Below are 14816 nucleotides of genomic sequence, written 5' to 3'. Positions count from 1 at the left end.
CTAATGTGCTGCCCATTTTATATTGGATAAATCCATCCCCTCTTGATACATTTCCCACAAGGGAGACAATTCTCGCAATTGGGCAACTTGTTTATGAAGTAGGGCAATGGCATAGTCAATTTCGTTTTCGGTCGTAAAGCGACCAATGCTAAAACGAATAGAGCTGTGCGCTAATTCATCTTCTCTACCTAATGCACGTAATACATATGAGGGCTCTAACGAGGCGGATGTACAAGCTGATCCAGAAGAGACAGCCAAATCTTTCATAGCCATGATCAAACTTTCCCCTTCCACAAAATTGAAGCTCACATTTAGAATATTAGGTGCCATATGTGATAAGTCGCCGTTTAAAGAGACAGCTTCAATATTTTCCAGCCCCTTCCATAACCGATCACGCAAATCTGTTAGTCTAGATATTTCTGTTGCCATAGCTTCTTGCGCTAAAGCGTAAGCGGCACCCATCCCGACAATTTGGTGGGTCGGTAATGTTCCTGACCGAAAGCCTCTTTCATGACCACCACCATGTATTTGTGCTTCGAGACGAACACGCGGTTTACGTCGTACATATAAAGCACCGATACCTTTTGGTCCATAAAGTTTATGGGCGGTTAAGCTCATTAAATCAACAGGTAATGTCGACAAATCAATGGCTATTTTGCCAGTAGCTTGCGCAGCATCAACATGTAGAATAATGCCTCGTTTGCGACAAAGACTGCCAATAGCTTCAATATCCTGAATAACGCCAATTTCATTATTAACGAACATCACAGAAATCAAAGTCGTATTGGATTGAATCGCTGCTTCTAGGCTATCTAGATCAATTAAGCCATTTGGTAGTACTGATAAAAGTGTGACACAAAAACCTGATTTTTCAAGCGATCTAACTGTATCTAAAACAGCTTTATGTTCCGTTTTAACGGTAATAATATGGTTGCCCTTTGATCGATTAAAGTATGCAGCACCCTTTATCGCTAAATTATCAGATTCGGTGGCACCAGAAGTCCAAATAATCTCTTTATGATCACAATTGAGCAGGGTAGCTACTTGGCTACGCGCTTTTTCTACTGCTTCTTCAGCACGCCAGCCAAAAACATGGCTACGACTGGCTGGGTTACCAAATTGCTTAGTAAGGTATGGCATCATGGCTTCAGCAACGCGAGGATCTACTGGTGTCGTAGCGGCATAATCCATATAGATCGGTAAAGTTAATGACTTATTCATGACGCAATACTTTCTAGATTGATTATTGAAAAAAACCATCTCCTGTTGGTAATTTTCATTAAGTATAGCCAAATATTTGAGTACATTCTTGATTCAGCTCTACCCCATTTTTTTGATGATTATCAACCAAATCTGCTAAGTAGATATGCTCAAAATGATGGTTGATGACCTGATTAACAGAAACCCACAGATCATGGGTGATACAACAACGATTCGGTCCGCGACAGTTTTTACGACCCAAACACTTTGTGTTGTCCATATATTCATCAACCGCTTCGATAATCGATGCTACTGAAATATCTTTTGTCTCTTTAGAAAGAATATAACCACCATGTGCTCCGCGCGTGCTGGTTACTAAACCTGCTTGTCTCAATTTGCTAAATAACTGCTCTAAATAGGACAACGAAATATGTTGTCGCTGGCTAATGTCACTCAAAGCAATAGGGTGCCGATCAACTTGCAAAGCAAGATCCAGCATAGCTGTGACAGCAAAACGTCCCTTTGTTGTCAAACGCATAATCAACCTTTTATCAACATCAAATCCCATTTATAGTCAAAACATACTATATCATAGTATTTTAGTCAACTATAAATACTCAATATCTACTCATATTTTGTCCAATGATTATTCAGGCTTACTGGATGAAGGAGGTTTCCATTAAGACATGGCGCCTCTCCTTAGATTCGCGTAACTAAGAGAGGAGCAAATTACTTTAAGCTTCGGTTTTAGTTTTGAAATATAACGTAAGTTGTTGCGTTAAGTATTCTCGGGCTTTAGGGTCAGTAAGATTTAAGCGGTTTTCATTAATCAGCATTGTTTGATAGCGCAACCAGCCCTGCCAAGCTTCTTTTGAAACATTTTCATAGATATACTGACCTAATGCAGTGGGTAAAGGTGCTGATGTTAAGCCTTCTGCTTGATGACCTAATTTGATACATTGAACATAGCGAGTCATGATAAGGGGTATCCCATTTATAAGTTATGCTGTTTTAAGTAAAGGAGAGCTTGGTCTAATTGGTAGTCTTTTTGGTCTGGCTGTGTGCTCGGTGATGTATCACTTGCTTTAGGTGTTATTACCAATGTGCCATTAGCATCGGGTTGAGAGGTTTGACTTTCCGTGTTAGTTGATCCAGTTTCGGGGTTTTCTAAATGTCCTTTTAGATTTGATTCTCTGATTTCAACCAAAAAGTATTGGAGCGATCTTCAATGACCCTATCTGGGGTGATTCCTTTTGCTTGGATCGATCGGTTGTTCGGCGTAAAATAGTAGGCAGTTGTCAGTTTGATACCACCACCGCTTGCAAGTGGGACTACCGATTGCACGGATCCTTTGCCAAATGATCGAATACCCATAATGTGGGCACGTTGATAGTCTTGTAAGGCGCCCGCAACAATTTCTGAGGCCGAAGCTGAGCCACTATTAATCAATATGACAACTGGTATCGTTTTGATACCATCAGGCAAAGACTGATTCGGGTCTGTTAGGTGGGAAGCGGTAAGATAGTGAGCTGGTGTTGCATAATACCGCTCAATTGTACCTGACATGCGTCCTTTGGTGTGGACAATGAGACTGTTTTGGGGCAAAAATACAGCGCTCACACCAATAGCAGAGGCCAGTAAACCACCTGGGTTATTGCGTAAATCAACAACTAAACCCTTCAATGGCCGTTTATTTTCTTTAAATAATGTATTGATGGCATTGACCAAATGTTGATGGGTTTTTTCTTGGAATTTTGCAATACGTATATAGCCATAGTCTGGTTCCAACCTTTCAAAACGCACGCTCTCTTCGCTGATTAATGCACGCTTAACAATAAAAGTAAGTGGATGCGGTGTATTTTGACGCATAACCGTTATGGCAACATTGGTGCCTATCTTACCTCTAATGGATCGAACCACTTCATCTGCTGTCATGTCTGTGGTTGCTTTATTACCAACTTTAATAATACGGTCTCCACTTTTAATCCCTGCTTTTTGAGCTGGCATATGATCAATGGGGGCAATAATATGCACAACCTTATTTTTCGGATCAATAGCAATTTCAATACCAATGCCACAAAATGCGCCTTGCGCATCTTCCATTAAGGATTTATAGGCATTCACATCATAATAATCCGAGTGCGGATCAAGGTTGGAGAGCATACCGCGTATGGAAGATTCAATAAGCTTTTCGTCTTCTACTGGTTCAACGTAACCTTCCTTAATTAATTCTAATACTTCAGCATAAGTACGAAGTGCTTTGAGCGGTAAAGTGCTCTCCATTGCCATGCCACGTGCCGATTGGATACCCAGTGCTAACAAGGCGCCCGCTAGCATACTCAAACCAACTACAATCAGTTTAGAAAAATACCGTTTGATCATCATGCATCACTTTCATAATAAACCTACAAAACTTGGACTAATGCACTATCCAATTTAATGGGTTAATAGGTTGACCCATATGGCGAATCTCAAAATATAAACCGACTTCACCGCTACCTAAAACGCCGGATTGACCCAGCACGCTGCCCGCTTTGACTTTTTGGCCTTGCGGTAAACTCACTGAAGAAAGTCCAGCATAAACCGTGAAATATTGTTTACCGTGCTCAACAATACTTACCTGACCAAGACCAGTTATATATCCTGTATGAGCGATTGTACCATCCGCTACCGCATGAATGCTTTGCTTGGTGTTCGTACTGATGAAGAGACCTTTCCATGTACCCCCTTCAGCGCTCCTTGCTTTTCCAAATTTACCAGTAATGGTACCAGCCATTGGGAGTTTCATTTTTCCTTTAAGTGCAAGAAATTTTTTGCCTGACGCACTCGCATCGGCAACCGCTTTGACTTGTTCTGCGTTTTGTGTACCCGATTTTTGTGAGGCTGGTATTTTAGTTTTTGCACTAGTTTGGCGTTGTAATGTTGCAATTAAGGCGCTTAGCTTTTTTTCGCTTGCTAACAATTTCGCTAAATACTGTTTTTTGTACTGAATATTTTTTGCTAACTTTTTTTCTTGTAAGTAGCTCTGGTTTTTTTTAGCTTCTAGCTTATTTTTTTCTATTTTTTTTTGGGTTGCTGCTTGATCTAGACGATGTAATTCACGTTTTACTTCACTTGATAAATTAGCCAATTGCGCCTGTTGCGCTTGGAGCTGGAGAATCAGCTGCTGTTGTGCTTTAGCAATATATTGATAATAACTTTGTAATCTAGTTTGTTGTGTTACCTCATGTGCTGTTGAAAGTTGTGTTGTGGCAAATTGCCGATAGCGTACATACTGTTTTTGTAAAATGCCTGTAATTGTAGCGCTGATTTGATCAATCCTTTTTTGAATAGCGTGCAAATTTTGGTATAAGCTGGATAGCTTTTTCTGAGAAGTATGGTGTTCAGCGATTAGGGCGTTAACAAGTGCACGTGTTTTTTTTAGGGCTTTCTGAGAAGCTTTAATTGAGTGCTTAGCCGCCTGCTTTGCTTTTTCTTGCTGAGAAATTTCTTTTTGTAAAAGATGGATCTGCTGTTTGACATGTTGCAATTGTTTTTGCGTATTGTCTGTTAAGCATGGCGAACTTAATACCAAGCATAACCCAACTATTATGCTCCATATAACTTGCTGCCAATGATTTTTTATGGCCATACGATTAAAGACCTTCCTGTCATTTCTTTTGGAACTGGTAGCCCCATTATAGCAAGAACGGATGGCGCAACGTCTTGTAATGCACCGCCTTGCCTGATTGTAGCCAAGCGTCCTATGTAATAAAATGGCGATGGATTGGTAGTATGCTGTGTATGCGGCTGTTGATAAACTTCATCATACATTTGTTCGCAATTTCCATGATCAGCACAAATGATGACTTCCCCTCCCACTGATCGCATAGTGGTAACACAACGCGCCAAACATTGATCAAGTGTTTCAACAGCGATAACTGCTGCATCAAGCGAACCACTATGACCGACCATATCACCGTTAGCAAAATTGCAAACAATGAATGCAAATTGCTGACTGGCAATTGCTTGAATCAATTGATCAGTTACAGCAAAAGCGCTCATTTGCGGCTGTAAATCATAAGTTGCTACTTGTGGAGAAGGCACTAAAATGCGTACCTCGTGAGGATATTTTTCTTCTTGCCCTCCATTAAAAAAATACGTGACATGCGCAAATTTTTCAGTTTCAGCAATACGCAATTGGTGTAAACCAAGTGAAGCGATATATTCTCCCAAGCTGCATCGTATTGCTTGAGCCGGGTAAGCACAAGGCAAATTAATTTGTTTGCTGTAAGTGGTCAGTGTTGCAAAGTAAGCTAATTTTGGTTGATTAACTGGAAAAGCGTTGAAGATTGGCAGACTGATAGCTTCGGTTATGGCTCGAGCTCGATCGGCACGAAAATTCATAAAAAGTACCGCGTCGCCAGAATTGATTGGGCAAGGTTTCCCGATCAAGCTCGGGGCAATAAATTCATCATTTTCTCCTCTTTGATAAGCAGATTGAATGGCCTCTTCTGCTGTATCGTAATGGTAAGAGGTTTGTGCTTCAACAATGAGTCGGTAGGCTCGTTCAATCCGATCCCAACGCTGATCTCGATCCATCGCCCAGTAGCGCCCACATAACGTAGCAATACGTGTGTTACCAGTTAAACGACAAGCCGTGTTAAGATGTTCTAAATAAGTCAAAGCGCTTCTAGGCGGCACATCCCGACCATCTAAAAAAGCGTGTAGACAGATATGGTTGACACCATACGCTTGTGCAGCATGAATCAGTGTATGGATATGTTTTTCGTGACTGTGTACCCCGCCATCTGATAACAAGCCTAAAATATGTAAGGTATGGTGTTGAGCTGCTTGGAAAGCTTGTACAAAAACGGGATGATGAGTGAAAGTGTTATTTTGGATAGCTTCATCAATGCGACTGATATCCTGTAGCACAACCCGTCCGGCACCAATATTGATATGTCCGACTTCAGAATTGCCAAACTGTCCACTCGGTAAACCTACCACTTGACCGGAGGTAGCAATCGTTCCATAGGCATATTGGGCGCGTAGCGCATCAAGAAAGGGTGTATGCGCTTTGTATATGGCATTGTCTTCACCTTGCATTCGGTGACCAAAACCATCAAGAATCAGTAGCAAAACGGGTGTTACGGATAAAGCAACCATGATCGTTGATAAACTCTAGTTATCTTATGATGCTATGTATTATAAGAGATTCTAACAACCAGTAGGATGCCCGAACTATTTGTTGCTCAAGGTATATAGGAAGGTATACTACCCCATGACCCTTAATTAAGTTAGCGCATGGATTAATGTTAAAGCAGATTGCTGGATAGTTGCTTGCTCTAAATCCGGAAGTGTGATCAGCCTTGCTTGACCAATATAGTGGTAATTTTTATGCAAAGCACGCCAGTACAAGGGGTCGTAGTGTTGCTGAAGGAGTTTCTGAACCAAATGAGCAAAATGACCTTGCCGAACAAGCTTTTGCCACTCCTCAATTATTACGCGACCTTTAACAGGGATTAAGCAGGTCAATTGTTGTATTAACTGATCGGGTTGGTTCACAAAACATTGGTATTCTTTTAAGAGGAATAGTACGCGCTGATCGATCGGTGCTTCTAGAAGAATGCAATGGCTTTGATGCATGCGCTGATATAAAGCATCAGGCAAACCAATGTTGCCGATATGGCGACTTTCTGCTTCGATAAAAATAGGACGATTTGGATCTAAACAACGCAATGTCTGCCACAGCATGGAATCAAACATTCGCTGTGTCGGTTGTATTTTATCGCAGCATAACCCAAGAACCGAGCCTTTGTGCTGTGCTAGCATTTCTAAATCAATAATTTGTGCTCCATATTGAGCTAACGCATGAAGTAGTTGGCTTTTGCCCGTACCCGTGGATCCACAAACAACATGAAGAGATAACTGTTCGGGTAATCTGTTAAGTGTTGTAAGTACATGCTTGCGATAAGCTTTATATCCTTGAATAAGTTGGCATGCTTGCCAACCTATTTGGTTTAAAACAATTGCTAAAGCCCGACTACGCATCCCGCCGCGCCAGCAGTATAAAAGTGGCTTCCAATGGCGATCGGCATGAATGAAATCCTGTTCAATCCATTGGCTGATACGTCGAGCAATGTAAACACCACCAAGTTTGCGAGCCGCAAAAGGCTGGGTTTGGTGAAGCTCTCCAATGATTGAGCGCTCTTCATCACTCAAAATAGGACAGTTACGTGCTCCGGGAATATGATCAGCAGCAAACTCAGATGGCGTACGAACATCAATGATCTCAGTAAACTCATTAAGTTGTGCTATATTGGCCGATCTAACAAAACGAGAAGTGCGCAAGATGGATAACCCTCAATTGAGTCCGATTAGACTGACTCAATTATCGCATGGTGGGGGGTGTGGCTGCAAAATTGCCCCAGTACTACTTAATCAGTTGATTGCTTCAGCATCTGATCAGTTTGCTGCGTTCCCAGCATTGTTAGTAGGCAATCATACGGTTGACGATGCCGCTGTTTATCAACTTAGCGCTGAGCAGGCATTGGTTGCTACCGTTGATTTTTTTATGCCGATTGTTGATGATCCTTTTGATTTTGGGCGTGTTGCGGCAGCTAATGCTTTATCAGATATCTATGCAATGGGCGGCAAACCCATCATGGCTCTTGCAGTGGTTGGTATGCCGCTTGATAAGCTATCTGTTGCTGTCATAAAGCGCATTTTAGAAGGTGGGGAAGCTATTTGTCGACAAGCCAATATACCCATTGCTGGCGGGCATTCTGTTGACGCACTCGAGCCGATCTATGGTCTTGTTGTATTAGGGCTTGTCCATCCAAAAAAAATAAAGCGCAACAGTGACGCGCGAGCCGGCGATGTATTGATCATCGGTAAGCCTTTAGGCATTGGTGTTCTTGCTCATGCCATGAAGCAGGGTGTGTTAACGACATCAGCCTATCAAGCACTCATTGCAACGACTACACAATTAAATAGTGTAGGGGAAGTGTTGGGTACTTTATCTAGTGTGCATGCCATGACAGATATTACGGGTTTTGGATTAGCAGGTCATCTTTTTGAGCTTTGTCACGCTTCACAACTGGGCGCTCAAGTCCATTTTACCAAATTACCTATTTTGCCCGAAGCGCTATCCTATGCTCAGCAGGGTATTACACCGGGCGCTACAGCACGCAATGATCAAAGTTTTAGATCCCACCTTTCTTTTGCGCCATTGCTAAAAAAATGGCAGCAAAACCTCCTGTTTGATCCACAAACAAGCGGTGGGTTAATGGTCGCCGTAGTACCCGATCAAGTACAGCAAGTTTTACGATGCTTTCATCAAGCTGGATTTATGCACGCTGCCGCAATTGGTGTGTTGCAATCAGGATCTGTCCATCTTCACTTTGAATAATCGTTTATTGGTTTTTTATCAAGGAATATTAGAATGGTTAACTTTAGCACTCAATATTTGATGTAAAGTTGCCCGTCTTTATCTTTAAAGAGTGGCTTTGTCAGGTTATTAATTTTACTGAAAAAAAACATCAAGATGACCTCTAATCAAGTGCATGCTGTTGATGAGATATTGCCAACTTCTCGTCTGATGGCTTTGGGTTTGCAACATGTTTTAGTGATGTACGCTGGCGCTGTTGTGGTTCCTTTGATTGTAGGTAGTGCCATGCACTTACCGAAGGATCAAATTACTTTTTTGATCAATGCCGATCTTTTTGCTTGCGGCATTGCGACACTTCTACAAACGATCGGTATGGGTCCATTTGGCATTCGACTCCCGATTATGATGGGTGTTACTTTTGCATCGGTGCCTCCCATGATTGCGATTGGTAGTGATCCCAATCTCGGTTTATTGGGTATTTACGGTGCTGTGATTATAGCGGGTATTGTCGGCATATTTATCGCGCCTTTAGTCGGGAAACTCTTTCGTTTTTTTCCACCTGTGGTAACAGGTACCGTTATTATGGTTATTGGGATTTCGTTAATGGGGGTTGGTATTCATTGGGCCGCTGGTGGGCTTGGAAATCCGCATTATGGACATCCTTTTTATTTATTGATATCAACACTTGTTCTGTTGTTCATTTTGGCGCTCAATAAATTTGGTAAGGGCTTTTGGGTTGATATTTCGGTGCTTCTTGGTATCATTTTCGGGTTTGTGGTTACTTGGTTGTGTGGAAAAATCACCTTTCCAGATTTAACACAAGTAGCGTCCATAGGGCTCATTCTGCCTTTCCATTTTGGATTACCAACTTTTAATTTTTGGGCGATTGTGACCATGATTATGGTGACGCTCGTTACCTTCATTGAGTCAAGCGGTATGTTCTTGGCGGTTGGTGATATTGTAGGCAGACCTGTGAATACGCAAGCTCTGATAAGAGGGCTTAGAGTGGATGGATTGGGAACGTTGATTGGTGGCGTATTTAATACTTTTCCTTACACTTCTTTTTCGCAAAATGTCGGGTTGGTTGCGGTAACAGGTGTTCGTAGCAGGTGGGTTTGTGCGGTTGGTGGCGTTATTTTATTATTGCTAGGTCTATTTCCCAAAATCGCTCATATTGTTGCTTCTGTGCCTGTTTTTGTCCTAGGAGGAGCTGGTATTGTGATGTTTGGTATGGTAACAGCGACAGGTATTCGCATTTTATCGCGTGCCGATTTATTTGCAAATCGGGCAAATCAATATATCATCGCAGTGAGCGTTGGAGTGGGTATGATACCGGTGGTTGCCCCACAATTTTTTGTACAACTTCCGCCAGTACTTGCGCCGTTATTAAAAAGCGGTATTTTGTTAGCAACGTTGTCTGCAGTGCTGCTGAATATTTTATTTAATGGCTTGCGCAGTCAAGCAGTTGCTGAAGAGGATGTGATGGTATCAGGTAAGACGAAAGATACCTTGCATTAAAGCTTCAAATGCCGAGGTTAGGCGTTCTTGTGAAAGTAGCCACTTGGTGGGTATAATCTAGCCAACCTAAATGGGTTGTAGATTATTAGGCGCGTAGCTCAGTTGGTCTAGAGCACCACCTTGACATGGTGGGGGTCGTTGGTTCGAATCCAGTCGCGCCTACCAATTGATCCATGGGTCAACTTATTGGTTCATGGCTGGTTTGGTCACGACTAAATAACCTAAATGGGTTGTTGAGTTGTTTATTTAGTTAAGGATAGGTTAACCAATTTGTTTTCACTATGATTGATATTCAATATTCAGATGGTACACGACATACCTTTGACCATCCGATTACCGTGTTATCTGCCATCCAATCAATTGATCCTGTGATTTTTGAGCGGGTTATTGCTGGATTGGTTGATGATAAACAAGTTGATCTGCGTTTTATGATTGACCATAACGCTACGCTTTCTGTTATAACGGATCAAGATGAAGCGGGTTTAGCAATTATTCGTCACTCCACAGCGCATTTACTAGCCCATGCGGTTAAATCTTTATTTCCTGAAGCACAAGTAGCGATTGGACCCGTTATTGAGAATGGATTTTATTACGATTTTGCTTTTTCGCGTGCCTTTACACCGGCAGATCTGGATATCATTGAAGAAAAAATGCGGGCGCTTGCTCAACAAAATCTACCGATTGACTGCCAAACGATGGCGCACAATGAAGCGATAGATTACTTCAAGCATAAGGGCGAACACTACAAGTGTGAGTTGATAGCAGGGATTCCGCAACATGAGGCCATCACATTATACAGTGATGGGCAATTTACAGATCTTTGTCGCGGTCCGCATGTTCTTTCAACGGGTAAGCTGGTTGCCTTTAAATTGACCAAATTAGCAGGCGCTTATTGGCGAGGGGATAGCAAAAATGAGATGTTGCAACGTATTTATGGCACAGCTTGGGCTAATCAAGCCGATTTAGCTGCCTACCTAAATCGGTTAACAGAAGCTGAAAAGCGTGATCATCGTAAGCTGGGTCAAACGCTTGATTTATTCCACCTGCAGGAAGAAGCGCCCGGTTCAGTATTTTGGCACCCTAAAGGGTGGCGTTTATTTCAAACGATTATTCGCTATATGCGTCATCGCCAAGAAAAGGCAGGTTATGTTGAAGTTAATACACCAGATGTAATGGATAAAGCGCTTTGGGAGATTTCTGGCCACTGGTTTAACTACCGGGAAAACATGTTTGTGACATCAACTGAAGATGGGCGTATTTTTGCTCTCAAGCCAATGAACTGTCCGGGTTCCGTATCTATGTTTTCGCAGGGGATTAAGAGTTATCGCGATTTACCTATTCGCATGGCAGAATTTGGAAAAGTCCATCGCTATGAAGCTTCCGGCGGATTACACGGCCTATTGCGTGTGCGTCATTTCACGCAAGATGATGCTCATATCTATTGTACAGAAGCACAGGTTACTGAGGAATGTTGCGGTGTGATCGGGCTGATTTTAGACATCTATAAAGATTTTGGATTTGACCAAGTATTGATTAAATTATCCACAAGACCCGATAACCGAATTGGTTCTGAAGCGATATGGGATAAACTGGAGCAAGCACTTTCCAACGCTTTAAACAGGATGCAGTTGCCTTATCAAATTTTCCCCAAGGAAGGAGCTTTTTACGGACCCAAGATCGAATTTGTTATTCGCGATGCGATTGGTCGAGATTGGCAATGCGGCACTTTACAAATGGATATGAATTTACCGGAGCGCTTCAATATCAGTTATATTGCAGAAGATAACACTAAATGTTGCCCAGTGATGCTACACACTGCTTTTTTAGGTTCTTTAGAGCGTTTTTTGGGTATTCTAATTGAGCACTATGCAGGAAATTTCCCTTTTTGGTTGGTTCCTATTCAATTAGTAGTGATAACGATTACAGATAAACAAGTTGCTTACGCAGGAAGTGTTTTTGAGCAGCTCAAGCAAGCTGGTTTTCGTTGTGAATTGGATGTGAGAAATGAAAAAATTGGCTATAAACTTCGCCAGCATAGCTTGCAAAAACGACCCTTTCAAATTATTGTTGGGGATAAGGAAGTTCAAAGTAAGCAAGTAGCTGTGCGTCAGCGTGGGGAGGATTTGGGGCAGATGACCATGGAAAGTTTATTGGAGTTACTTAGCAAACAAACGAGGGTGAAACTATCATCAAACTAAATAGATTAAGGAGTTAATCATCGCTCAAGAACGTGACGCACGCATTAATCACGAGATTAATGTACCGGAAATTCGATTAGTTGGGGATGCGGGTGAACAATTTGGTGTTGTGGCTGTACAAGAGGCATTGCGTATTGCAGCGGAGCGTGAGATAGATTTGGTGGAAATTTCTCCGACTGCAATACCACCTGTATGTCGGCTTATGGATTATGGTAAATATAAATACCAGCAATCTAAAAAAAAGCACAAAGCAAAACTACAACAAAAGCAAATACAAATTAAAGAAGTGAAGTTTCGCCCCAGTACTGATGAAGGCGACTACCAGATAAAATTACGTAATCTGGCGCGTTTTTTGGAAGAAGGGAATAAAGTAAAAATTACTTTACGATTTCGAGGGCGTGAAATGGCACATCAAGAGTTTGGATTGGCTCTACTCAAAAAAATTGAGCAGGACTTATTAGAAAAAGGGGTGATTGAGTATTTCCCCAAAATGGAAGGGCGCCAAATGATCATGGTAGTAGTGCCAAAGAAAAAATAAAAAATCTTATGTTGAGGCAGATTCAATCTGTTTAGTGGTTGTTGACTATTTGCACACCAGCGAAAGGTTGAATTAACTCGTTAGGTAAATGTGATGGAATTTGCTCCATCAATTCTGCCGTTATTCTTTTTCGTTATGCCTAAGTTACATAGATTGCTGCTTTGGTTAGGTAATTGTTTAATTAATTGTACGCTGTTTAGAGTGCTAATCATTTCGGCTTAAGCTATCCAAATGGTAAAATAATCAGGTATAATCAACCTCTGAAAAAATTGTTAAGATAGACGATAGGTTATCTGTTGCAAAAAAGCGGGTTCAACACAGGAAATTCGTATGCCGAAAATGAAAACAAAATCAAGCGCAAAAAAGCGCTTGAAAATCTTGGGAAATGGTTCCGTTAAACGTTCTTTTGCTTTCAAGCGCCATATTTTGACTAAAAAAACAACTAAAGCAAAACGTCAGCTACGTGGCATGATAATGGTACATAAGAGCGATGCGATGTCCGTGGCCAAGATGTTGCCATACGCTTAAATAAGGAGGGATTATGCCACGCGTTAAACGCGGTGTTGTAGCTCATGCACGTCATAAAAAAGTCCTTACATTGGCTAAAGGCTTTCGTGGTCGCCGCAAAAATGTATATCGTGTTGCCAAACAAGCAGTCATGAAGGCGGGCCAATACGCCTATCGCGATCGGCGTCAAAAAAAACGCCTTTTTCGTCGACTTTGGATTGTGCGTATTAATGCAGCAGCTAATGAGTGTGGTTTAAATTATAGCAAATTCATGGATGGTCTTAAAAAAGCAGCAATCGGTATTGACCGCAAAATGTTAGCGGATATGGCTGTCTTTGACAAACCAGCTTTTGCTAAAATTGCCGAACAAGCCAAAGCAAGTCTTGCTATGTAAGATGGCGCAAAATAAGCATTGATCAGTGCTAGCGGCCAATACAAAACGACAGCAAGTTTATACGTTGTTAAGTCATCATGATTATCTTTTTGGGTTAACGTGACTATGCAGCAGATGGATGAGATTATTTTGTCCGGTATTTCTGCGCTACAGGAAGCGAGTAACTTGTATGCACTTGAACAAGTCAAAGTCAATTATTTGGGCAAGAACGGCCTGCTTACCACAGCGCTAAAACGTATTGGGCAGTTGCCTATCTCAGATCGACAAGCTTATGGTACTGCGGTCAATCTTGCTAAACAACAGTTCTTAGCAAGTTACCACTCCTGTAAAAATCAATTGACGATGCAACTTGTGCAATCTCAATCGTTAACAGAACCATGGGATGTGACGTTGCCGGGTCGCGGTCAAGCAAGTGGAGGATTGCATCCCATTACGCTTACCTTGGAGCGTATTATTGATTTATTTTCATCGGTTGGATTTATAGTGGCTGATGGTCCTGAAATTGAAGATGATTTTCATAATTTTCAAGCATTAAATATCCCACCTAATCATCCAGCACGTGCTATGCATGACACATTTTATATTACCGATGAAAAATTGTTGCGTACCCATACCTCATCTGTGCAAGTGCGCTACATGCGCTCACATCAACCGCCGATTAAGATTATTGCACCAGGACGGGTCTATCGCGTGGATTCTGATGCAACACATTCCCCGATGTTTCATCAAGTAGAGGGATTATGGATTGATCAATGCGCAAACTTTGCGGAACTCAAAGCGATCATGATTGATTTTTTGCGGCGCTTTTTTGATCGTGAAGACCTTAAGGTGCGTTTTCGTGCTTCCTTTTTTGCTTTTACAGAACCCTCTGCTGAAATTGATGTATGGGGCGAAAAGGGTTGGTTAGAGGTTGCTGGCTGTGGTATGGTGCATCCTAACGTATTACAAAATGTTGGGATTGATCCTACTCAATATCAAGGTTGGGCTTTTGGTATAGGTCTTGACCGGTTTGCTATGCTACGCTATGGCGTGAATGATCTACGTTTGTTTTTTGAAAATGATCTTGATTTTCTCGCACAATTCTGTTGA

At 41.7% G+C, this 14816-nt stretch carries 14 protein-coding genes and 1 tRNA gene; 8 read left to right on the top strand and 7 right to left on the bottom strand.

Features of this window, described 5'->3' with window-relative positions:
- The 7 genes from IPK86_02755 to mnmH all read right to left on the bottom strand — a co-directional run bounded on the left by IPK86_02755 (position 1) and on the right by mnmH (position 7533).
- On the bottom strand, positions 1-1221 hold the full coding sequence (locus IPK86_02755; GenBank protein QQS16367.1) for an IscS subfamily cysteine desulfurase: 1221 nt from the start codon (positions 1219-1221) through the stop codon (positions 1-3).
- A gap of 58 nt (positions 1222-1279) precedes the next feature.
- The gene (locus tag IPK86_02750; protein QQS16366.1) at positions 1280-1738 is read right to left on the bottom strand and encodes an Rrf2 family transcriptional regulator; all 459 of its coding nucleotides are present in this window, start codon (positions 1736-1738) and stop codon (positions 1280-1282) included.
- 196 nt (positions 1739-1934) lie between these two features.
- Positions 1935-2177: an oxidative damage protection protein gene (locus IPK86_02745; protein QQS16365.1), complete on the bottom strand. Its 243-nt coding sequence runs from the start codon at positions 2175-2177 to the stop codon at positions 1935-1937.
- Positions 2178-2379: 202 nt separating this feature from the next.
- Complete coding sequence (locus IPK86_02740) at positions 2380-3585, bottom strand: S41 family peptidase (protein QQS16364.1); 1206 nt, start codon at positions 3583-3585, stop codon at positions 2380-2382.
- 34 nt (positions 3586-3619) lie between these two features.
- Positions 3620-4831 (bottom strand): peptidoglycan DD-metalloendopeptidase family protein, encoded by a 1212-nt coding sequence (locus IPK86_02735; GenBank protein QQS16363.1) that lies wholly within the window; start codon positions 4829-4831, stop codon positions 3620-3622.
- The gene (locus tag IPK86_02730; protein QQS16362.1) at positions 4822-6348 is read right to left on the bottom strand and encodes a 2,3-bisphosphoglycerate-independent phosphoglycerate mutase; all 1527 of its coding nucleotides are present in this window, start codon (positions 6346-6348) and stop codon (positions 4822-4824) included. The genes IPK86_02735 and IPK86_02730 overlap by 10 nt, the downstream gene beginning before the upstream one ends.
- A 126-nt stretch (positions 6349-6474) precedes the next feature.
- The gene (gene mnmH / locus IPK86_02725) at positions 6475-7533 is read right to left on the bottom strand and encodes a tRNA 2-selenouridine(34) synthase MnmH (GenBank protein ID QQS16361.1); all 1059 of its coding nucleotides are present in this window, start codon (positions 7531-7533) and stop codon (positions 6475-6477) included.
- Position 7534: 1 nt separating this feature from the next.
- Between mnmH and selD the strand changes: the two genes are divergently transcribed.
- From selD to pheS, 8 genes are all read left to right on the top strand, one after another.
- Positions 7535-8593: a selenide, water dikinase SelD gene (gene selD / locus IPK86_02720; GenBank protein ID QQS16360.1), complete on the top strand. Its 1059-nt coding sequence runs from the start codon at positions 7535-7537 to the stop codon at positions 8591-8593.
- A 135-nt stretch (positions 8594-8728) separates the two neighbouring features.
- Positions 8729-10090 (top strand): purine permease, encoded by a 1362-nt coding sequence (locus IPK86_02715; protein QQS16359.1) that lies wholly within the window; start codon positions 8729-8731, stop codon positions 10088-10090.
- 87 nt (positions 10091-10177) lie between these two features.
- Positions 10178-10255, top strand: a tRNA-Val gene (locus IPK86_02710).
- A gap of 116 nt (positions 10256-10371) precedes the next feature.
- Positions 10372-12288: a threonine--tRNA ligase gene (thrS, locus tag IPK86_02705; protein ID QQS16358.1), complete on the top strand. Its 1917-nt coding sequence runs from the start codon at positions 10372-10374 to the stop codon at positions 12286-12288.
- Positions 12289-12292: 4 nt separating this feature from the next.
- The gene (infC, locus tag IPK86_02700) at positions 12293-12826 is read left to right on the top strand and encodes a translation initiation factor IF-3 (GenBank protein QQS17056.1); all 534 of its coding nucleotides are present in this window, start codon (positions 12293-12295) and stop codon (positions 12824-12826) included.
- A 330-nt stretch (positions 12827-13156) separates the two neighbouring features.
- The gene (rpmI, locus tag IPK86_02695) at positions 13157-13354 is read left to right on the top strand and encodes a 50S ribosomal protein L35 (GenBank protein ID QQS16357.1); all 198 of its coding nucleotides are present in this window, start codon (positions 13157-13159) and stop codon (positions 13352-13354) included.
- Positions 13355-13367: 13 nt separating this feature from the next.
- A complete protein-coding gene (gene rplT / locus IPK86_02690) occupies positions 13368-13727 on the top strand; it encodes a 50S ribosomal protein L20 (GenBank protein ID QQS16356.1) in 360 nt (119 codons plus the stop codon).
- A 105-nt stretch (positions 13728-13832) separates the two neighbouring features.
- A complete protein-coding gene (gene pheS, locus IPK86_02685; GenBank protein QQS17055.1) occupies positions 13833-14816 on the top strand; it encodes a phenylalanine--tRNA ligase subunit alpha in 984 nt (327 codons plus the stop codon).

The sequence above is a fragment of the Neisseriales bacterium genome, from assembly GCA_016699915.1.
Taxonomy (GTDB): Bacteria; Pseudomonadota; Gammaproteobacteria; order Burkholderiales; family Q3-R57-64; genus Q3-R57-64.
Note: the sequence above shows the minus strand (reverse complement) of the source record. Positions and strands in the feature narration are given on the sequence as shown.